Source organism: Kitasatospora sp. NPDC043950, assembly GCF_056435345.1.
In genome coordinates this window covers 46,001-68,755 of record NZ_JBWKER010000022.1, presented here as the reverse complement: position 1 = coordinate 68,755, position 22,755 = coordinate 46,001, and the positions used below count along the sequence as shown (strand labels likewise).

Below are 22,755 nucleotides of genomic sequence, written 5' to 3'. Positions count from 1 at the left end.
CGGCAGTATTGCCGCGGATGACTTCTGGATCAGGTGTGCGGTCCTCCCCCTGGTGACGGAACTGATCGGCTGTTACGTTCTGCTGGCTCGGTGCCGACTTGGCTGCCCACGCTCAAGCCCCGCCACACCTCGCGCGGCACAACTGCCCGTTACCGCCCGTTTCGAAGACCTCACCAGGGGGACTCCATGGACGCTTCCACCACGGCCCGCCGCCTCGGCCGGGCGACTGCCCTCGCCGTCGCCGTCGCGCTGGCGGTCACCGCGTGCACCTCGGGCGGGGGCGGCTCGGCCGACAAGGTGGCGAAGAGCGAGCCGCCCCGGCAGGACTCCCAGGACATCAACGCCAAGCCGCTGGACCAGGTCAAGGACGGCGGCGAGGTGCGGTTCCCGCTGTACCAGTGGATCACCCAGTGGAACCCGCTCCAGGTGGACGGCACCTACGGCGACGCGGTCTCGATCATGCGCGCCCTGGAGCCGTCGCTCTTCAACACGGACGCCTCCGGCACCTTCCAGCCCAACGCCGACTACCTGCTGGACGCCAAGGTCACCTCGACCTCGCCCGAGGTGATCACCTACAAGCTCAACCCCAAGGCCAAGTGGTCGGACGGCAAGCCGCTCAGCTACCTGGACTTCAAGGCCGACTGGCAGGCCAGCAACGGCAAGGACCCGGCGTACAACATCGCCGACCCGTCCGGTTACGAGCAGATCTCCGCCGTCGAGCAGGGGGCCGACCCGAGCGAGGTGAAGGTCACCTTCTCCGAGCCGTACGCGGACTGGCAGAACCTGTTCCGCCCGCTGATCCCGGCGGCCGGCATCGCCACCCCGGACGACTTCAACAAGGGCTGGGTGGAGAAGATCCCGATCACCGCGGGCGCGCTGAAGATCGGCGTGGCGGACAAGACCGCGCAGACCCTCACGCTCGTCCCGGACCCGGCCTGGTGGGGCACCAAGGCCAAGGCGGACAAGATCACCTTCCGGGTGATGACCCAGTCCGCGACCACCCAGTCGTACCTCAACAACGAGATCGACCTCGCCACGGCCGGCACCGCCGCCGCGTACGGGCAGCTCAAGGACGCCAAGGACACCGCGATCCGGGCCGCCAGCCCGTGGGACGAGGTGCACATCTCCTTCGGCTCCGGCGGCGCGCTGGCGGACCAGAAGGTCCGCCAGGCGCTCGGCAAGGCGCTCGACCGGTCCGCGCTGATCAAGATCGCCAACAACGGGGTGCCGGTGGAGTTCAAGCCGCTCGGCAACCACATCTTCATGCCCAACCAGACCGGCTACCAGGACAACTCGGGCGAGTGGGCGAAGTTCGACGTCCCCGCCGCCAAGAAGCTGCTGGAGGACGCCGGTTGGAAGGAGGCGGGCGCCGGCCAGCCGCGCACCAAGGACGGCCAGTCGCTGCAACTGCACTGGACGGTCAACGAGTCCACCCCGCAGGCCCAGATCGACCTGGCCACCGCCGCCGCCGCGATGTGGCTGCAGGCCGGGGTCAAGGTGAGCCTGGACAAGGTGCCCGCCAACGACTTCTTCACCAAGTACGTGAACCCGGGCAAGTTCGAGATCGCGAGCTGGCGCAACACCGACTCGTTCCCGCTCTCCAAGAGCCTGGGCAACTTCCGTCTGCCGGTGGGGGACAACACCTTCAACAACCCCTCGCGGATCGGCAGCCAGGAGGTCGACGACCTGCTCAAGAAGGCGGCCGGGACGGTCGACCCGGTGGAGGCCGCGAAGCTCTACAACCAGGCCGACGCGAAGATCTGGGAGCTCGGCCACACCGTCGAGCTCTACCAGCGGCCGACCGTGGTGGCGACGCGCAAGGGCCTCGCCAACTACGGCGCCTTCGGCCTGGCCGGGGAGGACTACGCCAAGGTCGGCTGGGAGAAGTAGCCCCCGCCGCGGACGCGGCGAGAGCGACCGGGCGGCAGGCGCTGGCGAGCAGCGCGGTGATCACGAGGCCGGTGGTACGGACACGGGAAGGCCGGCTCTGCCGCCCCCGCTCTCCTGCCACCGGCCTTGACCTTCCGCGTTGCCCGCAGGCCGCCCGTGTCGTGGGGCCCCGCAAGGCCCGCGCTCGCTTCCAACCGGGGACGAATCTAGCGGGGCCGTCCGGCCGGCCGCGGCGCAGCGCGCGGGGCGCGCCCGGAAACCCGCCGCGCTGTCACCCGGTTCGCGCACCGGGGCGTCAACTACGGCTGACGGCAAGGAAAAAAGCGAACGAAAGGCGCAATCGATCCCGGGACCGCGAACCGCTGCGCCCGTCGCGCCGGTGCGTGCGCGGGGCCCGGGCCGCTGCCAGGATGCGCGGGACAGCCAGACCCTCCCGAACCCGGAGCAGCACCGATGGCCAGCGAATCCGCCGCCGCCCCCCACCCGCGCCCCGTCGACCCGCCCCCGGTGCGCCGGATGGTCCCGCGCGACCGGGACGAGCCGCACCGGGTCGCCACCCCGCTGGAACTCTTCTTCGACCTCTGCTTCGTGGTCGCCGTCGGCCAGGCCGGGCGCGAGCTCGCCCACTCCCTGGCGGCCGGCCACTACGGCGACGGCCTGCGCGGCTACGCGATCGCCTTCTTCGCGATCTGGTGGGCCTGGATGAACTTCACCTGGTTCGCCTCCGCGTACGACTGCGACGACGTGCCGTACCGGGTCACCACGCTGGTGCAGATCGCCGGGGTGCTGGTCCTCGCGGCCGGGGTGCCACGGCTGTTCGCCACCCAGGACCTGACGCTGGCGATCGCCGGGTACGTGGTGATGCGCCTGGCGATGGTCACCCAGTGGCTGCGGGCGGCGGCCAGCGAGCAGGGCGAGGCGCGCCGGGTCGCCGTGCGGTACGCGGTCGGGATCGCGATCTGCCAGGTGGGCTGGGTGGTGGTGGTGCTGCTGCCGGACGCCGTCCGGCCGGTGGTCATCCCGCTCGGGGTGCTGTGCGAGCTGGCCGTGCCGGTGGTCGCCGAACTGCGGATGCAGACCTCCTGGCACCCGCACCACATCGCCGAGCGGTACGGGCTGTTCACCCTGATCGTGCTCGGCGAGACGGTGGCGGCCGCGACGGTCGCGGTGCAGTCGGCGGTGGACGAGCACGAGGAGCTGGGCCGGCTGCTGCCGGTGGCGATCGGCGGCCTGCTGATCTGCTTCGCGGCCTGGTGGATCTACTTCGCCCGGCCGGTCCACGAGCACCTGCGCTCCAACCGGCAGGCCTTCGCCTGGGGGTACGGCCACTACCTGGTGTTCGGCGCAGCCGCCGCGATCGGCACCGGACTGGAGGTGGCGGTGGAGTCGGCCGTGCACCAGGCGGAGATCTCCGCGACGGCCGCCACCGCGACGGTCACCGTGCCCACCGCGCTCTACCTGCTCACGGTCTGGCTGCTGCACTCCCGGCACACCAAGACCGGCTTGGCGCAGGCGCTGGCCCCGACCGGGGCGGTGCTGGTGCTGGCCTGCACGGCGTTCGGGGGCTCCGGTGTGCTGGTGGCGGGCCTGGTCTGCGCGCTGACCGTGGCGGTGGGCGTGCTGCTGCACAGTCGGGAGGGCTGACGGGGGCTGATTCTCAGGCGCAGTCCAGCAGGATCGGCTCGTGCCGGGCCAGCCAGGCCAGGTAGGCCGGGTTGACCTTGGCCAGGTCCAGGTAGGCGGCGCGCAGTTCGCCGTACAGCGCGTCCAGCGCGGGCTGGCTGAGCGCGCGGGGGCGCCAGGTGAGCAGCAGTCGGACGGCCAGCGGGTCCCCGTACACGGGGCGCACCACCGTGCCGGGACCGGGGGCGGAGGTCGGCTGGCAGGGGCGGACGGCCTCGCCGGAGGCGACCAGTTCGGCGGCGGTGGCGTTGTCCCGCACCTGGACCACCCGGGGGTTGAGCCCGGCATCGCTGAACACCCGGCGCATCGCCGCGTACTCGTGGTCGGCGGTCGGGTCGACCATCCAGGTGTCCTCGGCGAGGTCGGTCAGGTGGACGACCGGGCGGGCGGCGGCCGGGTGTCCGGCGGCGAGCGCGACGAACTGGGGCTCACGGGCCATCAGCACCCGGTGCTCGGCGTCCGGCGGCACCCGTAGCGGGAAGCCCTCGCTCTCGTAGACGAAGGCCACGTCCAACTGGTCGGCGGCGACCATCCGCAGCAGGGCGCTGGCCGAGACGTCGACGTGGATGGTGGTGTCGGTGTCCGGCAGCCGTTCGTGCACCCGGCGCAGCCAGGCGGCGACCGCCCGGCTGCCGACGCTGCCGATCCGCAGCCGGCGCTGCCGCCCGGGGCCGGCCGCGTCGCGGGCCTCCTGGCGGGCGGCGGCCACCAGCGCGGCCATCTCGGTGATCACCGGCCGGGCCCGGGACAGCACCGAGTGGCCGAGCGCGGTGGGCCGGCTGCCGGTCTGCTCGCGGGTGAACAGGGTGCCGCCGATGGCCCGTTCGATGCGGTGCAGCTGGGTGGTGAGGGAGGGCTGGGTCATGCCGAGCTGGAGCGCGGCCTTGCGGAGGCTGCCGGTGTCGGCGATAGCGCACACCACCCGGAGGTGTCTCACGTCGAGCTCCACGCCCGGAGCATAGACGCCACCCGGCCTTGTCGCCAAGGACATGACAGAACAAGGCGCGGCGGGAGGGCGCGCCGCGGGCCCCGCCGGTATGCGGCGGTGCTATCGCCGGTTGACATCATCCGCCGCGGGCCCGGGCGGGTCGAAGCTCAGGGACAGCGAATCCGCCCCGGCCCCACCGGGGCGCCCCCACCGTCGCCGCAGCCGTGTCCGGCCCCCACCGGCCCCGGCGGTTCGGCGTACCGCGAATCCGGAGCCCCCACATGAAGCGATCCGTGCTGTCCGCGACCCTCGGCCTGGCCCTCGCGGCCGGTCTCGCCGTGCTGCCCGCCGCCGCCGCGTCCGCCGCCACCCCCGGCCCGGCCGTCCAGGGCTACACCGCCTCGACGTACGCCGGTTCGGCCGCCGAGGCCGCGAACAACCAGGCGTTCTTCCACGCCGTGATGGCCTCCGCCAAGGCCAAGCAGGCAGCCAACCCGTGGCTGCAGACCGTCACCGTCACCTACGACACCGCCAGCGCGCCCTCCTTCACCAGCCAGATATCCCAGGCCGCGCAGATCTGGAACAGCTCGGTCAGCAACGTCCAGCTCCAGGTGAGCAGCGGCACCGGCGACTTCTCGTACTACGAGGGAAACGACAGCCGCGGCTCCTACGCCAGCACCGACGGCCACGGCCACGGCTACGTCTTCCTCGACTACCAGCAGAACCAGCAGTACAGCTCGCTGCGCGTCACCGCGCACGAGACCGGGCACGTGCTCGGCCTGCCCGACAACTACTCCGGCCCGTGCAGTGAGCTGATGTCCGGCGGCGGCCCCGGCCCGTCCTGCACCAACCCCTACCCCGACAGCAACGAGCGCGGCCAGGTCGACAGCCTCTGGTCGAACGGCGTCGAGTCCGTGAACTAGGCAAGCCCGTGAACTGGGCAAGCCCGTGAACTGGGGAAGCCCTCGAATCGGAGGAGCCCGCGAACTCGTTGCGGCGCCAAGGAAGTTGCCGATGCCCTTCGGGTGCGGCGGGCCGCCCGGCCGGAATCGGGTGGCCCGCCGCTCGGTTGCTTCCCCGATCGGGAGCCTAACCGCCGGTGGAGCGGAATGCCAGGGGCACGCGCGAGTCAAGGCCGGTTAAAGACATCTCAAACCCCTTTTCCGCAAGGGGTATTGATCGAAGCTATCGCGGGTTGACATCATCCGCCCGCCCGCCGGGCTGCCCGAAGCTCTGGGGACATCACCCGCTGACCAGGTGTCCCCCAGGGCCGGCCCCCAACCGGCCACGGCACCACCGGAATCGGAGCCCCCACATGAAGCGATCCGTGCTGTCCGCGACCCTCGGCCTGGCCCTCGCGGCCGGTCTCGCCGTGCTGCCCGCCACCGCCGCGTCCGCCGCCACCCCCGGCCCGGCCGTCCAGGGCTACACCGCCTCGACGTACGCCGGTTCGGCCGCCGAGGCCGCGAACAACCAGGCGTTCTTCCAGGCCGTGATGGCCTCCGCGAAGGCCAAGCAGGCCGCCAGCCCGAACCTGGCGACCGTCGTCGTCACCTACGACGCCAGCTCGGCACCGACCTTCCGCACCCAGATAGCCAACGCCGCGCAGATCTGGAACAGCTCGGTCAGCAACGTCCAGCTGCGGGCCGGCTCGGGCGGCGACTTCTCGTACTACGAGGGCAACGACAGCCGCGGCTCCTACGCCAGCACCGACGGCCACGGGCGCGGCTACGTCTTCCTCGACTACCAGCAGAACCGGCAGTACAACTCGGTCCGGGTGACCGCGCACGAGACCGGGCACGTGCTCGGCCTGCCGGACCACTACTCCGGCCCGTGCAGCGAGCTGATGTCCGGCGGCGGCCCCGGCACCTCCTGCACCAACCCGTACCCGAACAGCACCGAGCGCAGCCGCGTCAACTCCCTCTGGGCGCGCGGCTGACCTTTCTGAGGACCACACCTCGGCCCGGCCGCAGTCCGCTGCGGCCGGTCCGGGGCGTTGTCGGTGCCGCGTGCGAGCATTCGGGCGAGACCCGTTCGCCCCCGACCGTGAGGTGCCGCCGCCATGCCGCGTTCCGCCCCCGACCAGCTCACCGACCTGCCGTACGCGGACCTGCTCCGCCCCCACACCGGGCGGCTGCGCAGCGACGAGCGGTACGACACCACGCACTTCGACGGCGGCGAGCACACCGACGAGTCGGCGGCCGGGGCGGCGTTCCTGGAGTGCGCCTTCACCGGGGTCGCGCTCAGCGGGGTCAAGCTGCGCCAGGCCCGCTTCAACGAGGTCTGGGTGCAGGCCGGCCGCTGGGTGGCCTGCGACCTGAGCGACACCGAGTGGCAGGACAGCGCCTTCGTCGGCGGCGTGCTGGCCGGGGTCGCCGGATACGGCTCGGCGTTGCGCCGGGTGGTGTTCCGCGGCTGCAAGCTGGAGGCGGTCAACCTGCGGGCGGCCGTGCTGCGGGACGTCGTGTTCGAGGACTGCCTGCTGCGCGACGTGGACTTCGGCGAGGCCAAGCTGACCGAGGTGTCCTTCCCCGGTTCCACGCTGGAGGAGGTCCGGCTGCGCGGTGCCACCCTGAAGAAGACCGACCTGCGCGGGGCCGCCCGGCTCGGACTCGCGGACGGCCACCAGGGGCTGCGCGGCGCGGTCATCAGCTCCACCCAACTGCTGGAGCTGGCACCGCAGTTCGCCCAGGCGCTGGGAATCGAGGTCAAGGACCGCTGACCAGCCGCCCGCTCCGTCCCTCCCCGGCGTTTCCGCCGCCCGTTCAGCCCGGCGTCGCTCGGTGACACCCGGACGAACAGTCCGCCAACCCTGCCGCGCGCATCTGGTGGACGCCTCCGGCCGGGGTGGAAGATGCTGCGCGATCGATGAGCCCCGACTTGTGTACACAACATCGCCAGATCGCCAGTGAAGGGACGGGCCGGGCTGATGGCCGAGCTGAGTCGTAGGAAGTTCGTCACGCTGTCCGGTGCCGCCGCGGCGGGACTCGCCGTGGCAGGCACCAGCGCCGCAGGGGCCGCCCCCGGCGCGCCCGCGGTGGCCTCCACCGCCACGCTCCAGCAGACCGGCACCATCAACGACGTGCAGCACGTGGTGATCCTGATGCAGGAGAACCGCAGCTTCGACCACTACTTCGGCACGCTGCGCGGCGTGCGCGGCTTCGCCGACCGCAGCGCCATCCAGATAGCCGGCGGCTACAGCGTCTTCAACCAGCCCAACGGCCTGCTCGGCCGCCAGTACCCGTGGCAGTTCAGCCAGACCAAGCCGGCCGGCGGCGCCGACCCCGAGCGCCTCGCCCAATGCAACGGTGACCTCAGCCACGGCTGGAGCGATCAGCACAAGGCCTGGAACAGCGGCAAGATGGACTCCTGGGTCGCCGCCAAGGGCAACGTCCGCACCCTCGGCTTCCTCACCCGCCAGGACATCCCGTTCCACTACGCGCTGGCCGAGAACTGGACCATCTGCGACGCCTACCACTGCTCCGTGCTCAGCGCGACCGGCCCCAACCGCACCTACCACTGGTCCGGCCAGATCGACCCGGCCGGCAGCGCCGGCGGCCCCGCGTACGACGGCGGCGACGAGAAGGGCCTGCGCTGGCAGACCTACGCGGAGGCACTGGAGAGCGCCGGCGTCAGCTGGAAGGTCTACCAGAACGCCGCCGACAACTACGGCGACAACGCCCTCGCGTACTTCACCCAGTTCTCCGGCGCCCCGGCCGGCAGCCCGCTGGCCGTCAAGGGCATGGGCTCGGTGCCCAAGGCCACCGGCAGGACCCCGGACGACATCGCCGCCGCGATCAGGGCCGACGTGCTGAACGGCACCCTCCCGCAGGTCTCCTGGATCGTCCCCGACCAGGCCTCCTCCGAACACCCGTACGCCACCCCGGCCGACGGCGCGCACTTCGTCCACCTGGTGATCGACGCGCTGAACGCCGACCCGAACGTCTTCAACTCGTCCGTCCTGTTCATCAACTACGACGAGAACGACGGCTTCTTCGACCACGTCCCGCCGCCGGCCGCCCCCGCCGGCACCCCGGGCGAGTTCTACAACGGCACCAACATCGGCCTCGGCTTCCGCGTCCCCATGATCGCCGTCTCGCCCTGGACCCGCGGCGGCTGGGTCAACTCCGAGACCTTCGACCACACCTCCGTGCTGCGCTTCCTGGAGACCTGGACGGCCGCCCTCGGCACGCCCGCGCAATGCCGGAACATCAGCGACTGGCGCCGCCGCGTCTGCGGCGACCTGACCAGCGCGTTCGACTTCGCCAACCCGGTCTACGGCCTGCCCGGGCTGCCCGACACCTCGCAGACCATCGGCCTGTCGGCGTGCGGCCCGCTGCCCAACCCGGCCCCGATCAACAACCAGTTGCCGATCCAGGAGACCGGCACCCGGCCGGCCCGCGCCCTGCCGTACCAGCCGAACGCCAACCTGGACCACCTGGAGTTCGGCTCCGGCGGGGTGATGAAGGTCTGGATCACGATGGACAACGGGGGCACGGCAGCAGCGAAGTCCGCCCACTTCGCCGCCTACGCCAACGCCTACCGCAGCGGCGGCCCCTGGCAGTACACCGTCGACCCGGGCGGCACCACCAGCGACTTCTTCAACTGCGGCACCAACTTCGGCGGTGGCCCCTACGACCTCACCGTCGTCGGCCCCAACCGCTTCCTGCGCCGCTTCAAGGGCGACGCCACCAAGGCCGGCAAGAACGCGGCCGTCACCGCCTCGTACGCGGTCGAGCCGGGGACGGGCAAGCTGGCGGTCTACTTCAAGCTCGCCAACTCCGGTACGACGCCGCTGACCTTCACCATCGCCTCCAACAACTACCGGACGGACGGCCCCTGGACGTACCAGGTCCCCGCCGGCGGCAACGTCACCGATTTCTTCAACGCCGTGGCCTATAACAACGGCTGGTACGACTTCACGGTGACGGTGGACGCGGACGCCGGCTGGTCCCAGCGCTTCACCGGCCACCTGGAGACGGGCACCCCCAGCGTCACCGGCTGACGGTCGTTGCTACATGGACGGAGACCCCACTACCCGCCTCGCCGGGCAGTGGGGTCTTGGGCGGACCGAACAGGGGGATCGGACGGCGAAGTCGCACGGTCCCGTCGCCACCGTGGATGCCGTGCTGGGGCTGGAGGTCTCCGTGCACCCACCCTTCGGCGTGGAGGTCTGCCACGGCGCGGCACAGCCCGACCGCAGCGGCCAGGGCCTCGTCCCGCCCTCCTTCGCCCTTGCGCAGGGGGCGGAGGGCCTGCCAGGTGGACGGTCCGACCAGCCACGGGGTGACGAACCAGACGCCGTCGTCGAACCGGCCGGCGGTCACGGTGTAGCCGGGGAGCTGGTCCAGCACCGAGGCTTCCCGCGCGGTGACCTCGGCGGCCTCGCCGGTGCCGAGCTTGATACTCGCGACGCCCCGCGGACCGGTCGCCTTCCAGACCGCCGAGCCCCGCCGGTTGCTGATCTCCTCCAGCTCCAGCGGTCCGCAGATGGCCGCCGCGGTTTTCAGCGCTTCGGCGGCCTCAGGAGTGAACTCGCCCATTCTCTTACTGCCTTCCACTCGCAAGGGATGTGCCGCTTGCGAGATGCGTCGGACCCGCTCCGAATGCGCCGGCCTGCTCCCCTTGCGCTCTTGAATGTCCGTCATCTCTGCGGAACGGTAATGCAAGGACGCGCAACCGGCTTGGCACGGGAGGACCCGATGGCACTACGGTTCAACGGGATGGACCCCGAGACCCAGGGGAACGGATCGCCGACGGTGTGGGTGGACGACCACGAGCGGGAGCTGGTGTTCCAGGGCTGGAAGCCCAGGGAGGAACTGCTGACCGAGGTCAGCACGACCGAGTGGGTTCCTGGCCACACGATCGGCGTCCCCGAGGGTGAGGCCGTGGTCCGTATCCCGCTCCGCATGGCGGCGATCATTAGGAAGGCACTCGATGACGCAGAACGTTCCGGACTTCTCTGACCTGCTCAAGGCCGCGCAACACTCGGCCGTGCACCTGGAGATGCGTGACTGGTACGGCGTGGGCGATGAGTCGACGGACTTCGCACGCTTCCAGCGGAGCGGCGTCCACCCCGATCTCGACCCCGAGTCCGAGGGCTGGGCCGGGTGGGTGCCTCTCGTCCGGGAGGCCGTCAGCCGGGGCGTGGTCATGCGCAGGGCCCGGATCGTTTCGGAGCCGGTGACCGACTACATCCGCTTCGAGCACGCCGGGACCGCCGTGAACGTCGCGGCCGGCGAACAGGTCCGTTGGCTTCCGCGCCGCCGGGCGTCGGACATCGCACTACCGGGCAATGACTTCTGGGTCTTCGACGGCCGGTTGGTCGAGTTCAACCACTTCACCGGCGTCGGGGACTGGGCCGACCCCAAATATGAACTGTCCGAGGACCCGGCGGTGGTGAAGCTCTGCGTCTCGGCCTTCGAAGCCGTCTGGGAGCGGGGCATCGACCACCCGGAATACACCGTCTGACCTCTGCGATATCCCACCGGACAGCCAGTTCATGCCCGCTTCTCCCTCATCCAGCGCGCAGGCCGCCCGCGCCGCCGTTGCCGCGCGTCTGCGCGAGCTGATGCTGGACGCCGGCCTCAAGGGGCAAGAACTGTCTGCCCGGTGTGGATGGCACCCGGCGAAGACCTCGCGCATCCTCTCCGCGAAAACGGCCCCTTCCGATGCGGACGTTCGGGCCTGGTGCATCGCCTGTGGCGCCGAGGAACAGGTGCAAGACCTCATTGCCACGGCGCGCGCGGTGGAGTCGATGTACATGGAGTGGCGTCGGCTCCAGCGCAACGGCATGCGCAAGGTCCAGGAGGACGTCTACGCGCTGAACGAGCGGGCCCGTCTGTGCCGGGTGTACGTGTCCAACGTCGTGCCCGGATTCTTCCAGACGCCGGCCTACGCCACGGCCTTGATGCGCTCCATCACGCAGTTCCAGGGAACTCCCGACGACGTGACAGAGGCCGTTGCCGCCCGCGTGGCCCGCAGCCGGTTCCTGTACGAGGGCGGCCGCCGGTTCGTGGTGTCGATGGAGGAGTCAGTGCTGAGGTACCGCATCGGCGATACCGAGGTGATGCGTGGCCAGCTTCGGCACCTGCTCACTGTGGGGCCGCTCGCCACCGTCTCCCTCGGGATCGTTCCGTTCACCGCCCAGCGCACCGTCTGGCCGCTGGAAGCGTTCTACTTGTTCGATGACCGGCACGCCGTGGTGGAGACCCTGACAGCCGAGATCAACGTCAGGCAGCCTCGCGAACTGGCCGACTACGCCAAGGCGTTCGTCCAGCTGTCCGAAGCGGCCGTCTACGGGGACGCGGCTCGCGCCGTGATCACAGCCGCGCTCGACACTCTCGGGTGAATCGGCGCAATATCTCGCAACTTCGTTGAGGCCGGGCGTGGCTTCTCCCTACCGTCGTTGGTGTTGCTCGGGCCGTGGAAGAGCACGGCAACGAAGAACATGGAGGCGCAGCACAGATGACAACCGCACCGTGGGGCACGACCCGAATGGGTCCGTACCCGGACACCCGCTCGGTCCCTGCCGTCTCGGCCGTGATCGACCCCGAAACGCAGGTTGCCGTGTTCGTGGACGATCAGGGTCGCAAGGTCGAGATGGGGGCGCACGGCACCAGCACGGAGACCAGCACGCCCACGAACACGGGCGGCGGTGACGGGCAGAGCGGCGGGCAGAGCGCACCCACCGACATGGACAGCATGCCAGCGAACGACCAGGACCAGGGCGCCGGCTGACATGGCGCAGGATCGACACCGGGCTGTCCTGGTCCTGACCAACGCGCACGACGTGACGGCCGATGTGGTGCTCCGCATCCTGGCCGAGCGCCGAGTCCCGGTCGTCCGGGTGGACCCCGGTGCCGATCTGCTCGGGGGTGCCTCGCTGACCGCCCACTACAGCAGGAGCGAGCAGCGGGGCACTCTCCGCACATCAAGCCGGGAACTCGACCTCACTCGGGTGCGGTCGGTCTGGGTCCGCCGGCCCTCGCCCTACCGGGCGCCGCCGGGACTGGACGAACACGCGTCCAAGTTCACCAGTGCGCAAGCATTTTGGGGTGCTGGCGGCATCTTCGCGTCGCTTCCCGACGCCCACTACGTCAATCACCCGTGGCACATCCGGAACGCGGAGTACAAGCCCGCACAGCTTGTCGTGGCGGGCCGGAGCGGTTTCCTGGTGCCGAACACGGTCATCACCGCCGATACCGACGAAGCGCGCCGGTTCTGCGCCGACCAGTCCGGCGGAGCCGTCTACAAGCCGGTGTGGGACAGCCGGTACCGAGCCCCCGACGGCACTGCGCAAACGGTGTGGGTACGGGAAGTCGATCCGGCCGAGATCACCGACGCCGTGTCCGTGTGTCCGCACATGTTCCAAGCCGCCGTGTCCAAGTCGTTCGACGTGCGGGTGACCGCCGTGGGTGACCGGTTGTTCGGTGTCCGGATCGGCAGTCCCGATCTCGACTGGCGCGAGCGTCAAGACCTGATGACGTGTACGCCGATCGAAGTGCCCGGGCCCGTTGCGCGCTCTGTGATCGCTTATCTGAACGAACTCCGCTTGGTTTACGGTGCGTTCGACTTCGCGGTGACCGCCGCAGGTGACTGGTACTTCCTTGAGTGCAACCCCAACGGCCAATGGGCCTGGCAGGGTGTCGACACCGCTTCGGCGATTGCCCACGCCATCGCCGACCAACTGGAGAAGGGCCCCGACTCGTGAGCGCATCGGCTCAGCTCCGCGCCGCCCTGGTGGACGGGCTCACCGGGGACGATGCGGTCGACGATCCGGCCTGGAGGGCCGCCGCGTTGGCGGTGCCCCGGGAACTGTTCGTCGGATCGTTCTTCGCGGCGGTCCCGGGAAGCAATCCGACCGCGTACCGCCCGGTGCACAGGACCGACCCTGGTTGGCTGGAGCAGGTCTACTCGAACGAGACGCTGGTCACCCAGCTCGACGGGCGGACCCGCCCCGAGGACGTGGCCGAGGGGGCGGTGATCGGGACTCCGTCGTCATCGTCCACCTTGCCGTCGCTGGTGCTGCGCATGTGGCACCAGCTCGGCGCCGAGACCGGGCACCGGGTGCTGGAGATCGGCACGGGGACCGGCTACTCGACCGCCCTCGGCGCGCACCGCCTCGGGGACGCCAACCTGACCAGCATCGAGTACGACCCGGCGGTCGGCGCCACTGCCGCTGCCGCGATCAAGGCGGCGGGGTTCGCTCCCCGGCTGGTCATCGGTGACGGGCTGCTCGGCGACCCGGACGGGGGCGAGTACGACCGGCTGATCGCCACCTGTGCGGTCCGGTACCTGCCACCCCGCTGGCTGCACCAGGTGAAGCCCGGCGGCGTCATCCTGGCCACCCTGTCCGGGTGGGGGCTCGGGTTCGGACTCGTGCGGCTGGTCGTGACGGCCCCGGGAGAGGGGACGGGGCTGTTCATGCCCGGCTACACCAGCTTCATGATCGCCCGCCCGCACGACCGCCCGCCACGCCAAAGCCTCTCGCTGCTTCCGGGGGACGAACGTCCGTCGCGGATCGACCCCGAGGTCATCGGCACGTGGACCGGCAGTTGGGTCGCCCAGCTCGCGGCGCCCTCGGCCGAACGGATGGGAGCCGGCGGGCACCAGATCCTCTCCGACGTGGCCACCGGATCGCAGGCCCGGACCATGTCCAACCCTGACGGGGGATGGGCCGTGGTTCAGCGTGGCCCGCTCCGGCTCTGGGACCAGGTGGAGAACGCCGTCGAAGCCTGGCAGCGGGCCGGCGAGCCGCACCAGGAGGGGTTCGGCATGACGGTCTCGGCGGCCGGGCAGCGGGTCTGGATCGGAAGTGCGGACGGACCGGGCTGGAACCTGCCGATCTGACCCTTGTGCTCAGACCGGGCGTCAGGCGGTGTCGAACTCGCCGGCTCGGAGGGCGGAGACGAAGGACTGCCAGGCCTCGGTCGCGAAGAGGAGGGCCGGGCCGTCGGTGTCCTTGGAGTCTCGGACGGGGACGGTCCCGGACGGGATCAAGTTCCCCGCGACCTCGATGCAGTCGCCGCCGTTGCTGCTGTACGAAGACTTGAACCACTGAGGCTCGGCGGTCACGGTAGTTCCTCTCTCAGCTGGCTGATCAGGGCCACAGACTCGGCTTGTGAGAGTGCGAGGGCCTGTAGCTGATAGTAGGCCGTGAGGATCGGCGGTACTGCGCCGCTGTCCCGTTCCAGGTTCCCTTGTTGCGCTGATTCGGCGTAGGACATCAGCGATCGGTCCGGAAGGGTGATGATGTTCACCGGGAGATCGAACGATCGTTCCTCGCCTATGGCGTACGGAGCCACCTGGAGAACGGTGTTGGGCATCCGGGCGAAGGCTGCAAGCTCGTCGAGCTGGGCGGCCATGATGGACTTTCCGCCGACCGGCCGTCGGATGCAGCTCTCATCCAGGACGACGTGGATCAGCGGAGGGGTTTCCCGGCGCAAGTTCGCCTGTCGGCGCGCAAGGTAGGCAACCCGCTCCTCAGCCTGGTCCTCCGTGATGCTGCCCCGCCGGAGCGCGCCCGCCGCGATGGCCCGTGCGTAGTCCATGGTCTGAAGCAGCCCCGGCACGATACCCAAGGTGAACAGTCTCAGTTCCACCGCCCTTGACTCGTGCGCGACGTACTCCGGGAAGCCTTCGAGGAGCGCCGAGGTCTTGAGGTCGAGCGCCTTGCGGGCGAACACGCGATCCCATCCGAAGGCTTTGTCAAGTTCGCGAGCCAGGCGCGGTGTTGGGGGACGTCGACCAGTTTCCACGGCTGACACGTGCGTGGGTGAATAGCCGATGGCGCTCGCCAAATCTTCCTGCCGCCAACCCCGTTCCTCTCGTGAGCTGCGGAGGAACGCACCGAACTCTGCGGCTGGAGACGAGTCGGGGTCCAGCTCGGCCTTGTTCATGAACCACTCTCCAAGCACGTTTGAGAGGTTGAAGGACGTCCAATGCTAGAGGACAGTGGCGACCCCGGGTAGTCATTAAACTACGGAACGGAGTCAGCTGTGGTGAGCAAGGAGTCCCCGACCGGGCCGCTCTACCGCCCGCAGGTCGGCGAGTTGGTCGAGGACGGGACGACCGGCAGGGACGTCGTCTACATGGGCGTCCCCGCCGAGCCCCGTGGTCGGACCGCGTGAAGCGCCAACCGGCGCTCGGCGTCGACGTGTTGGCCGTAGTCCTCATGTTCGGCGTCGTCGCGTCCGAACCGATCATCCGGCGGGCCACCCGGCGGCGACTCAGCCGGGACCGCCGCCGATGACCGACCCTCCGACCTGCCCCGCACCGGACTGCTGCGCCCCGGTCGATCTGCTCAACGACGCCAACGCGGCCGGACGGACGTGGAACTGCCCGAACTGCGCCCGGTGGGGCGTCGCCTGGTCGTCGGGCTACCTGGCGAACCAGCCGTTCGAGGAGCCCCTCGTCGTCCTCGGTCGCCGGAAAGTCCGGAAGGTGGTGAACCGCGATGCCGATGTTCGGGCGCGCGTTCCTCGGCCTGATGCGTAAGGCTCGGGTCACCTGCTTGTGGCTCTGGGGTACACACCTCCAGTTCGCGCCGCCGGTCCTGTGGCTCAGCCCTGAACGGCGCCGAGCGGTCGCGGCGGTGGAACGGACACTCGCCGAGGAATGGCACATCCGGCAGACCTGCGACGAGGCCGCCCGGGACGCCCTGCACGCCGAGCTGTCCGAGGCAGTGGCCGGACTCCACCTCGCCCCGGCGCCCCGCCGCCGACCTCGGGCGGCGCCCCGACCGCCCAACCGTCCCAACTAATTACGACGGCTCAGACGAACGGGCCGCGCGGGAACCACGGGTCGCGGACCTCCCGGGGCCCGTCCGGAGTCAGCAGGGTGAGGGTGTACGGCGAGGCCGCGTACTCGGCGAGCTGCACCGAGCCGTAGCGGGTCTCCAGTTCGGCCTGCACCGGGACCGGCAGCCTGCTCAGCGCCCGCCGCAGTTGCAGCGCGTCCCGGCGGCTGATCGGGTGCGGGGTGCGCAGGACCAGTCGCAGCGGGCTCAGCGGTCCGGCGACCGGCACGCCGGTGCCCAGCTCGTAGCCGACCGCGCCGATCGGGCCCCAGGACAGCCGGTGGTCCGCGACCAGCCGGCCGACCGCCGGCAGCAGGGCCAGCGCCGGAATCCCGGCGACCCGCTCGGGGTCCAGCCGCCCGCACCGCCCGGCCAGCTGCTCGGGGCGCAGCGTCCGGGCCACCGCGGCCCAGGGGGCCAGCGCGTCCAGCCGCTGTCCGGGGCGCGGCCCGCGCACGATCGCCGGGATCCACTGCTCGGGCGCGGCCTCCGGGTCCCGGGTGCAGCGCTGCGGGTGCGGCACGTCCGCCGGGGTGCCGACCAGGGAGGGGGCCCGGCCGACCGTCACCCAGGGGTGCACCCGCAGCACGGCCCGCGTCCAGTCCGGCAGCTCGCCGCCCGCCAGCGGGCGCAGCGAACTGGGGCACTGCATCAGCAGCAGGTCGTGGGTGCCGGGCAGCCGCCCGTCCAGCGCGGCCAGCGGCCCGACCCGCCGGCGCGGCCCGTCGTGGGGGTCCTCGGCGGTGCGACGGGCTTGGCGGGCGGAAGGTGCGACGGTCACGGTGGGCTCCAGACGGTGGCGTCAGTTCGGCCGACGGCTCCAATCTGCGCCGGGTGCCCGCCTCCGCGCCACGGCCGTTGGGCGCGTTCACCAGGGACCAAAGGCTCAACGTGCGGCTCCGGGTGCCCGGTGTGAGAGTGGGGGAAGCCCGGTATCCGTTCGGAGGAGGAGTCATGGGCATCTTCGACAGGTTCCGCCACAAGGCGCACGAGGCGACCGGGCAGGACGCCGCCGAGCGTGCCGCCATCGCCCACGACGAGGCCGTGGACGCGTACAGCCCCGAGATCGAGCGGGCCCGCGAGACCCAGGAGGCCCGCGAGTCGGAGCGGCGTGCCGCCCAGGACGAGGCCGACCGGCGCGCGGCCGAGAACATGACGGCCGAGGGCGACCCCTGGGGCTGAAACCCCAGAAGACCCCCAAGCCGCAAGCTCCAAGCCCCAAGCCCCCAGGTCACCGCGCCCGCGGCGGCAGCGGCGGGCGTCGCAGGTCCGGCCGGGGGGTGTCCTCCGGCGGGGGAGCCGCGGCGGGCGCGTCCTCCAGCAGGTCCAGCGCCAGCTGGACGGCGGCGACCAGCTCGGGGTGGCGCCCGCGGGCCCAGTCGCGCGGGGTGCGCAGCACGTGCACGTCCGGTTCGACGCCGCGGTTCTCCACCGACCAGCCGAGTCCGCCTTCGAACCAGGAGGCGTTCTTGGGCACCGAGATCCGGGTGCCGTCGCCGAGGGTGTGCCGCCCGGTCATCCCGACGACCCCGCCCCAGGTCCGGTTGCCGACGACGGGGCCGAGGCCGAGCAGCTTGATCGCCGCGATGACCACGTCGCCGTCCGAGCTGGTCGCCTCGTCGGCGAGCGCCACGAGCGGGCCGCGCAGTGCGTGCCGGGGCCAGCGGACCGGCTGGCGGTCCCGGCCGAAGTCCCAGGCGAGGACGTGCCGGGTGAGTTTCTCCAGGACCAGTTCGGAGACGTTGCCGCCGGCGTTGCCGCGCACGTCCAGGACGAGTGCGGGCTTGTCCAGCTCGCGCCGCAGGTCGCGGTTGAACTGCGCCCAGCCGGAGCCGCCGAGGTCCGGGATGTGTAGGTAGCCGCACCGGCCGTCGCTGAACTCCCGGACCAAGAGGCGGCGTTTGGTCACCCAGTCCTGGTAGCGGACGGCCCGTTCGTCGGTCAGCGGGGTGACGGTGATCCGCCGTACCGGGCCGTCCGGGCTGCTACGCAGGGCCAGTTCGACGGTGGTGCCGCCGGTGCCGGCCAGCAGCGGCAGCGGGCCGCGCACCGGGTCCACCGGGCGGCCGCCGACGGCGAGCAGTTCGTCGCCGTCCCGGACGCCCTGGGCGGCGAGCGGGGCGCGGGCGCGCGGGTCGGAGGTCTCGCCGGGCAGCACCCGCTCGACCAGCCAGCGTCCGTCGGGGGAGCGGTGCGCGTTGGCGCCGAGCAGGCCGAGCGGCTGCTGGCCGAGCGAGGGCCCTTCGGCGCGCCGGGACGGGGTGACGTAGGCGTGCGAGGTGCCGAGTTCGCCGAGGAGTTCGCGCAGCAGGTCGGCGAAGTCGTCGGGTGAGCAGACCCGGTCCAGCAGCGGCTCGTACTGGGCGGTCAGGGCGGGCCAGTCCAGGCCGGACATCCGCTCGTCCCAGAACTGGTCCCGGACGATCAGGGCGGCCTCGTGGTAGGCCTGGCGCCACTCGGCGGCGGGGTGCACGGTGTGGGTGATCCGCCGCAGGTCGACGGTGCTGCCGGCGCCACCGGTGACCGGGACGATCCGCAGGGTCCCGGCCGAGTAGACCGCGATCGAGCCGCCGTCCCCGGAGACGGCGTAGCCGTCCAGCTTGTCGACCAGGGTGGTGCGGGTGCCCCGGGCGAGGTCGAAGTACTCCAGCGAGGGGCGGCCGGAGGTGTCGTCGGGGCTGGCGAAGGTCTGCCCGAGGGTGCCGGAGATCGGCCAGCGCAGCCAGACCAGGCCGCCGCGCACCGCGTCGGTGGCCGAGTACTTGGAGGCGATCACCGGGAACTGCAGCAGCCGCTCGCCGATGCCCTGCGGGTCGACGCGGACGGTGCCGTCGCCGCCGCCGTTGCCGCGCGGGGCGCCGTCCTCGGCGGGCGCGGCGAACGGGGACGGCGTGTCGGCGGTGAGCGGGACGAGGTAGGGGCGGCAGCCGAGCGGGAAGGAGAGGTCGCCGGTGTGCACGTCGTGGACGGGGTCGAAGCCGCGCCAGGACAGGAAGGCCAGGTAGCGGCCGTCCCGGGTGAACACCGGCTGCTCGTCCTCGAAGCGGCCGTCGGTGACTTCGGTGACCGGCCCGGGTGCTTCGGTGCGGGTGAGCCGGATCCGGCGCAGCGAGCGCCCGGCCACCGGCTGGGACCAGGCGATCCAGTGCGAGTCGGGGGAGAAGCGGGCGCTGGAGACCGGCCCGTAGCCGGAGGCGGCGAGTTCGCGGACGGCGCCGTCGGCGGCGGCGACCAGCAGCAGCCGCCCGTCGGAGGCGGCGACGGCGAGGTGGGCGCCGTCGGGGGAGGCGGTGAGTTCCAGGACGCGGCCGATCCGGTCGGCGGCGAGCACCCGGTGGCGGTGCTTCTCCGTTTCCTCGTGCCCCGGCAGCGGCATCACCTCGATCGCGTCGGCGCCCTCGGCGTCGGTGATCCAGGCGGCCTCGCCGGTGTGTCCGAGGATCACCGGCAGCCGGGTCCGCACCCCGGGGGTGTCGGCGAGCGCGCGGGCCGGGCCGTCCTTGTGGGTGAGCCAGTACTGGCTGCCGCGCACGGTGATCACCCCGGCCCGGCCGCTCTGGTCGCAGGCCAGGTCCTTGACCTGGGAGGCGGCGCTGACCTGGTACGGGCGGCGGCCGGCCCGGGCGCCGCCGAGCGGGACGGCGAGCCGGCGCGGGGCGGGGGCGTCCAGGCCGTCCAGCAGCCAGAGGTCGCCGGCGTGCTGGTAGACGATCCGGGTGCCGTCGGTGGCGGCCTCGCGGGCGTAGTAGGAGGCGTGGTCGGTGTGCCGGCGCAGGTCGGTGCCGTCGGGGCGGCAGGAGTAGACGTTGCCGATGCCCTCGTGGTCGGAGAGGAAGGCGATCCGCCCGGCGACGGGCATGGGGGAGGCGAGGTGGCCGGGGTGGCCGGCCAGGATCTGTTCGCCGTCCGCCCAGAGCCGGCCGGTGGCGCCGCCCCGGTAGCGCTTCCAGGCGGCGGGCTCGTGCGGGGCGGCGCCGGTGAGCAGCACGGTGCGTTCGCGGCTCATCTGGGCGTCGCCGACGGGGCCCCAGGGCATCCGGTGGCCGGGGGAGCCGTCGGGCGGCAGGGCGTGCGCCCAGGTGTAGTGGCCGAACGGCTCGTGGTAGGAGGTGACGGCGAGCACCTCGCCGTCCGGCAGCCAGCCGCGCACCCGGGTGTCCTGGCTGCCCCAGTGGCTGAGCCGTTCGGCCTCGCCGCCCTCGACGGGGGCGGTCCACACCTCGGGGGTCAGGTTCAGCCAGCTGGTCCAGGCGAGGGTGCGGCCGTCGGGGGAGAAGCGGGGGTGGCTGACCCGGGTGCGGTCGCAGCTGACCCGCCAGGCCCGGCCGGCGGCGCCGTCGGCGTCGAGCGGGGCGATCCAGATGTCGTCCTCGGCGGTGAAGGCGAGCAGCCCGCCGTGCAGGTGGGGGTAGCGGAGGTAGCCGGGCGGGGTCACCCCTCCATCCTTCGACGGGGTGTCACCTCCGGCAACCGGGGCGGCCCGTCGGGGCTGCCTGGCGGACGGTGCGTAGGCCGCGGACCGGTCTGGACCATTGACACCGCAGTGTCGAATCCACTTCAGTGGTCTAGTCCAACTTGGGTGCCAGGCCGGGCCGCTCCCCCCCACTGGCGCGTGCTCCGGCGTGCCCTCGGACGTCCCCCACGACCGCGCCATCGCAGGAGCCCCCGCATGCGCAGAACCACACCCGCACCCGCCCCCGCCCGCCGGAAGCAGTCCCGCACCCTGCTCGCCGCCGGCACCGCCTCCGCCGTCGCCGCGGCCACCCTGGTCGGTGTCACCCTGGGCCTGGCGCCCACCGCCTCGGCCGGCGAGTTCCTGGTCAACGGCGGCTTCGAGTCCGGCTCGCTCGGCCCCTGGAGCTGCACCGGCAACTCCGGCAGCGTCGTCACCAGCCCGGTGCACGGCGGCGGCTACGCCCTCGCCGCCGCGGCCACCGCGGGCGACACCGCCCAGTGCGGCCAGACCGTCACCGTCGCCCCCAGCACCACGTACACGCTCAGCGCGTACGTCAACGGCTCGTACGTCTACCTGGGCGTCGACGGCGGCGGCCCCAGCACCTGGACCCCCGGCACCGGCGGCGGCTACCAGAAGCTCAGCCTCAGCTTCACCACCGGCGCCACCCAGACCAGCGCCACCGTCTACACCCACGGCTGGTACGGCCAGGGGACCTACTACGCGGACGACGTCTCGCTGGACGGGCCGGGCGCCCCCAGCCCGACGCCGACGCCCACCGGGTCCCCGACGCCCACGCCGACCGCGACGCCCACCGGGACACCGACGGGAACGCCCACCGGCACCCCCACCGGTACCCCGACCGGGACACCGACGGGAACGCCCACCGGCACCCCCACCGGCACCCCGACCACCCCGCCGCCGCCCGGCAGCCACGCCCTGGTCGGCTACCTGCACGCCAGCTTCGCCAACGGCGCCGGCTACACCCGGATGGCCGACGTCCCGAACTCCTGGGACTTCATCGACCTCTCCTTCGGCGAGCCCACCTCCGTCACCTCCGGCGACATCCGGTTCAACCGCTGCTCCGTCACCGACTGCCCGACCGTGGAGTCCGACGCCGACTTCAAGGCCGCCATCGCCGCCAAGCGGGCCCAGGGCAAGAAGGTGCTGATCTCGATCGGCGGCCAGAACGGCCAGGTCCAGCTGACCACCACCGCCGCCCGCGACACCTTCGTCAGCTCGGTCTCGGCGATCATCGACAAGTGGGGCCTGGACGGCCTGGACATCGACTTCGAGGGGCACTCGCTCTCCCTCAACACCGGCGACACCGACTTCAAGAACCCGACCAGCCCGGTCATCGTCAACCTGATCTCCGCACTGAAGACCCTCAAGGCCAAGTACGGCCCGGGCTTCGTGCTGACCATGGCGCCGGAGACCTTCTTCGTCCAACTCGGCTACCAGTACTACGGTTCCGGTCCCTGGGGCGGCCAGGACCCGCGCGCCGGGGCGTACCTGCCGGTCATCTACGCGCTGCGCGACGACCTCACCCTGCTGCACGTCCAGGACTACAACTCCGGCTCCATCATGGGCCTGGACAACCAGTACCACTCGATGGGCGGCGCCGACTTCCACGTCGCGATGACCGACCTGCTGCTCAACGGCTTCCCGGTGGCGGGCAACACGAACAACATGTTCCCGCCGCTGCCCGCCTCCAAGGTGGCCATCGGCATGCCGGCCACCACCAACGCCGGCAACGGCTACGTCGCCCCGGCCGAGGTGAACAAGGCCCTGGACTGCCTCACCAAACTGGCCAACTGCGGTTCGTACGTGCCGCGTTCGGGCGCCCAGCCGAACCTGCGCGGGCTGATGACCTGGTCCGTCAACTGGGACCAGTTCGGGGGCCGGGAGTTCTCCAAGAACTTCGACGGCTACTTCCGCCGCTGAGGTGACGTCGGTGGGAACCGTGCTTGAACCTGACACCGGTGTGAGGATCGAGCATGG

22 protein-coding genes are annotated in these 22,755 nt (G+C 71.6%); 16 read left to right on the top strand and 6 right to left on the bottom strand.

Annotated features, from left to right (window positions below; genetic code table 11):
- The first annotated feature begins 186 nt into the window (after positions 1 to 186).
- Together AC07BF_RS16830 and AC07BF_RS16825 are read left to right on the top strand one after the other, a co-directional pair.
- A complete protein-coding gene (locus AC07BF_RS16830; RefSeq protein ID WP_363583636.1) occupies positions 187 to 1,890 on the top strand; it encodes an ABC transporter family substrate-binding protein in 1,704 nt (567 codons plus the stop codon).
- A 453-nt stretch (positions 1,891 to 2,343) separates the two neighbouring features.
- Complete coding sequence (locus AC07BF_RS16825) at positions 2,344 to 3,534, top strand: low temperature requirement protein A (protein WP_400844948.1); 1,191 nt, start codon at positions 2,344 to 2,346, stop codon at positions 3,532 to 3,534.
- 13 nt (positions 3,535 to 3,547) lie between these two features.
- Here the strand turns inward: AC07BF_RS16825 and AC07BF_RS16820 are convergent, their stop codons facing one another.
- Positions 3,548 to 4,522: a LysR family transcriptional regulator gene (locus AC07BF_RS16820; RefSeq protein ID WP_363583632.1), complete on the bottom strand. Its 975-nt coding sequence runs from the start codon at positions 4,520 to 4,522 to the stop codon at positions 3,548 to 3,550.
- A 260-nt stretch (positions 4,523 to 4,782) separates the two neighbouring features.
- On the opposite strand from AC07BF_RS16820, the gene snpA (AC07BF_RS16815) reads away from it, so the two are divergent.
- The 4 genes from snpA (AC07BF_RS16815) (at position 4,783) to AC07BF_RS16800 (ending at position 9,506) form a co-directional block, all read left to right on the top strand.
- Positions 4,783 to 5,424, top strand: coding sequence for a snapalysin (snpA, locus tag AC07BF_RS16815; RefSeq protein ID WP_400986620.1), 642 nt, complete (start codon positions 4,783 to 4,785; stop codon positions 5,422 to 5,424).
- 392 nt (positions 5,425 to 5,816) lie between these two features.
- On the top strand, positions 5,817 to 6,440 hold the full coding sequence (gene snpA / locus AC07BF_RS16810; protein ID WP_350882593.1) for a snapalysin: 624 nt from the start codon (positions 5,817 to 5,819) through the stop codon (positions 6,438 to 6,440).
- Between the two features lie 123 nt (positions 6,441 to 6,563).
- Complete coding sequence (locus AC07BF_RS16805; RefSeq protein WP_063349277.1) at positions 6,564 to 7,223, top strand: pentapeptide repeat-containing protein; 660 nt, start codon at positions 6,564 to 6,566, stop codon at positions 7,221 to 7,223.
- Between the two features lie 207 nt (positions 7,224 to 7,430).
- On the top strand, positions 7,431 to 9,506 hold the full coding sequence (locus AC07BF_RS16800; protein WP_363583626.1) for a phosphocholine-specific phospholipase C: 2,076 nt from the start codon (positions 7,431 to 7,433) through the stop codon (positions 9,504 to 9,506).
- Here the strand turns inward: AC07BF_RS16800 and AC07BF_RS16795 are convergent.
- Positions 9,496 to 10,044 carry a hypothetical protein gene (locus tag AC07BF_RS16795; RefSeq protein ID WP_363583624.1) on the bottom strand — a complete coding sequence of 183 codons (549 nt, stop codon included), beginning with the start codon at positions 10,042 to 10,044 and terminating at the stop codon, positions 9,496 to 9,498. The two genes, AC07BF_RS16800 and AC07BF_RS16795, sit on opposite strands and share 11 nt — an antisense overlap.
- 159 nt (positions 10,045 to 10,203) lie before the next feature.
- On the opposite strand from AC07BF_RS16795, the gene AC07BF_RS16790 reads away from it, so the two are divergent.
- The 6 genes from AC07BF_RS16790 to tgmC all read left to right on the top strand — a co-directional run bounded on the left by AC07BF_RS16790 (position 10,204) and on the right by tgmC (position 14,353).
- Positions 10,204 to 10,467: a hypothetical protein gene (locus AC07BF_RS16790; protein ID WP_400844951.1), complete on the top strand. Its 264-nt coding sequence runs from the start codon at positions 10,204 to 10,206 to the stop codon at positions 10,465 to 10,467.
- On the top strand, positions 10,439 to 10,972 hold the full coding sequence (locus AC07BF_RS16785) for a DUF6879 family protein (RefSeq protein ID WP_363583620.1): 534 nt from the start codon (positions 10,439 to 10,441) through the stop codon (positions 10,970 to 10,972). The genes AC07BF_RS16790 and AC07BF_RS16785 overlap by 29 nt, the downstream gene beginning before the upstream one ends.
- A gap of 31 nt (positions 10,973 to 11,003) precedes the next feature.
- Positions 11,004 to 11,852, top strand: coding sequence for a helix-turn-helix domain-containing protein (locus AC07BF_RS16780; RefSeq protein ID WP_363583618.1), 849 nt, complete (start codon positions 11,004 to 11,006; stop codon positions 11,850 to 11,852).
- Positions 11,853 to 11,968: 116 nt separating this feature from the next.
- Positions 11,969 to 12,241, top strand: coding sequence for a putative ATP-grasp-modified RiPP (tgmA, locus tag AC07BF_RS16775; RefSeq protein ID WP_363583616.1), 273 nt, complete (start codon positions 11,969 to 11,971; stop codon positions 12,239 to 12,241).
- A gap of 1 nt (position 12,242) precedes the next feature.
- A complete protein-coding gene (gene tgmB / locus AC07BF_RS16770) occupies positions 12,243 to 13,214 on the top strand; it encodes an ATP-grasp ribosomal peptide maturase (protein WP_363583614.1) in 972 nt (323 codons plus the stop codon).
- Complete coding sequence (gene tgmC, locus AC07BF_RS16765; RefSeq protein ID WP_363583612.1) at positions 13,211 to 14,353, top strand: ATP-grasp peptide maturase system methyltransferase; 1,143 nt, start codon at positions 13,211 to 13,213, stop codon at positions 14,351 to 14,353. Before tgmB ends, tgmC begins: the two co-directional genes overlap by 4 nt.
- A gap of 21 nt (positions 14,354 to 14,374) precedes the next feature.
- Here the strand turns inward: tgmC and AC07BF_RS16760 are convergent, their stop codons facing one another.
- Together AC07BF_RS16760 and AC07BF_RS16755 are read right to left on the bottom strand one after the other, a co-directional pair.
- Entirely contained in the window at positions 14,375 to 14,578 is a 204-nt protein-coding gene (locus AC07BF_RS16760; protein ID WP_363583610.1) for a DUF397 domain-containing protein, read from the bottom strand.
- Complete coding sequence (locus tag AC07BF_RS16755; protein WP_363583608.1) at positions 14,575 to 15,402, bottom strand: helix-turn-helix domain-containing protein; 828 nt, start codon at positions 15,400 to 15,402, stop codon at positions 14,575 to 14,577. The genes AC07BF_RS16760 and AC07BF_RS16755 overlap by 4 nt, the downstream gene beginning before the upstream one ends.
- Positions 15,403 to 15,504: 102 nt before the next feature.
- Between AC07BF_RS16755 and AC07BF_RS16750 the strand changes: the two genes are divergently transcribed.
- Together AC07BF_RS16750 and AC07BF_RS16745 are read left to right on the top strand one after the other, a co-directional pair.
- Positions 15,505 to 15,633, top strand: coding sequence for a hypothetical protein (locus AC07BF_RS16750; protein ID WP_400811758.1), 129 nt, complete (start codon positions 15,505 to 15,507; stop codon positions 15,631 to 15,633).
- Positions 15,634 to 15,959: 326 nt separating this feature from the next.
- On the top strand, positions 15,960 to 16,265 hold the full coding sequence (locus tag AC07BF_RS16745) for a hypothetical protein (RefSeq protein WP_400986615.1): 306 nt from the start codon (positions 15,960 to 15,962) through the stop codon (positions 16,263 to 16,265).
- Between the two features lie 10 nt (positions 16,266 to 16,275).
- On the opposite strand, the gene AC07BF_RS16740 is transcribed toward AC07BF_RS16745, so the two are convergent.
- A complete protein-coding gene (locus AC07BF_RS16740) occupies positions 16,276 to 17,082 on the bottom strand; it encodes a phosphoribosyl-dephospho-CoA transferase MdcG domain-containing protein (RefSeq protein WP_363583602.1) in 807 nt (268 codons plus the stop codon).
- 173 nt (positions 17,083 to 17,255) lie between these two features.
- On the opposite strand from AC07BF_RS16740, the gene AC07BF_RS16735 reads away from it, so the two are divergent.
- Positions 17,256 to 17,483 (top strand): hypothetical protein, encoded by a 228-nt coding sequence (locus tag AC07BF_RS16735; RefSeq protein ID WP_363583600.1) that lies wholly within the window; start codon positions 17,256 to 17,258, stop codon positions 17,481 to 17,483.
- A 49-nt stretch (positions 17,484 to 17,532) separates the two neighbouring features.
- Here the strand turns inward: AC07BF_RS16735 and AC07BF_RS16730 are convergent, their stop codons facing one another.
- A complete protein-coding gene (locus AC07BF_RS16730; RefSeq protein WP_400811767.1) occupies positions 17,533 to 20,736 on the bottom strand; it encodes a S41 family peptidase in 3,204 nt (1,067 codons plus the stop codon).
- Between the two features lie 234 nt (positions 20,737 to 20,970).
- On the opposite strand from AC07BF_RS16730, the gene AC07BF_RS16725 reads away from it, so the two are divergent.
- A complete protein-coding gene (locus tag AC07BF_RS16725) occupies positions 20,971 to 22,698 on the top strand; it encodes a chitinase (RefSeq protein ID WP_478333538.1) in 1,728 nt (575 codons plus the stop codon).
- Positions 22,699 to 22,755: the final 57 nt, after the last annotated feature.

What these genes read in the sequence shown, in the direction of transcription:
- AC07BF_RS16830 (WP_363583636.1), top strand. Translation starts at nt 187, where the DNA reads ATGGACGCTTCCACCACGGCCCGCCGCCTCGGCCGGGCGACTGCCCTC.
- tgmB (WP_363583614.1), top strand. Translation starts at nt 12,243, where the DNA reads ATGGCGCAGGATCGACACCGGGCTGTCCTGGTCCTGACCAACGCGCAC.
- snpA (WP_350882593.1), top strand. Translation starts at nt 5,817, where the DNA reads ATGAAGCGATCCGTGCTGTCCGCGACCCTCGGCCTGGCCCTCGCGGCC.
- AC07BF_RS16745 (WP_400986615.1), top strand. Translation starts at nt 15,960, where the DNA reads ATGCCGATGTTCGGGCGCGCGTTCCTCGGCCTGATGCGTAAGGCTCGG.
- AC07BF_RS16735 (WP_363583600.1), top strand. Translation starts at nt 17,256, where the DNA reads ATGGGCATCTTCGACAGGTTCCGCCACAAGGCGCACGAGGCGACCGGG.
- AC07BF_RS16780 (WP_363583618.1), top strand. Translation starts at nt 11,004, where the DNA reads ATGCCCGCTTCTCCCTCATCCAGCGCGCAGGCCGCCCGCGCCGCCGTT.
- AC07BF_RS16805 (WP_063349277.1), top strand. Translation starts at nt 6,564, where the DNA reads ATGCCGCGTTCCGCCCCCGACCAGCTCACCGACCTGCCGTACGCGGAC.
- AC07BF_RS16800 (WP_363583626.1), top strand. Translation starts at nt 7,431, where the DNA reads ATGGCCGAGCTGAGTCGTAGGAAGTTCGTCACGCTGTCCGGTGCCGCC.
- snpA (WP_400986620.1), top strand. Translation starts at nt 4,783, where the DNA reads ATGAAGCGATCCGTGCTGTCCGCGACCCTCGGCCTGGCCCTCGCGGCC.
- AC07BF_RS16790 (WP_400844951.1), top strand. Translation starts at nt 10,204, where the DNA reads ATGGCACTACGGTTCAACGGGATGGACCCCGAGACCCAGGGGAACGGA.
- AC07BF_RS16785 (WP_363583620.1), top strand. Translation starts at nt 10,439, where the DNA reads ATGACGCAGAACGTTCCGGACTTCTCTGACCTGCTCAAGGCCGCGCAA.
- AC07BF_RS16725 (WP_478333538.1), top strand. Translation starts at nt 20,971, where the DNA reads ATGCGCAGAACCACACCCGCACCCGCCCCCGCCCGCCGGAAGCAGTCC.
- AC07BF_RS16795 (WP_363583624.1), bottom strand. Translation starts at nt 10,044, where the DNA reads ATGGGCGAGTTCACTCCTGAGGCCGCCGAAGCGCTGAAAACCGCGGCG.
- AC07BF_RS16825 (WP_400844948.1), top strand. Translation starts at nt 2,344, where the DNA reads ATGGCCAGCGAATCCGCCGCCGCCCCCCACCCGCGCCCCGTCGACCCG.
- AC07BF_RS16755 (WP_363583608.1), bottom strand. Translation starts at nt 15,402, where the DNA reads ATGAACAAGGCCGAGCTGGACCCCGACTCGTCTCCAGCCGCAGAGTTC.
- tgmA (WP_363583616.1), top strand. Translation starts at nt 11,969, where the DNA reads ATGACAACCGCACCGTGGGGCACGACCCGAATGGGTCCGTACCCGGAC.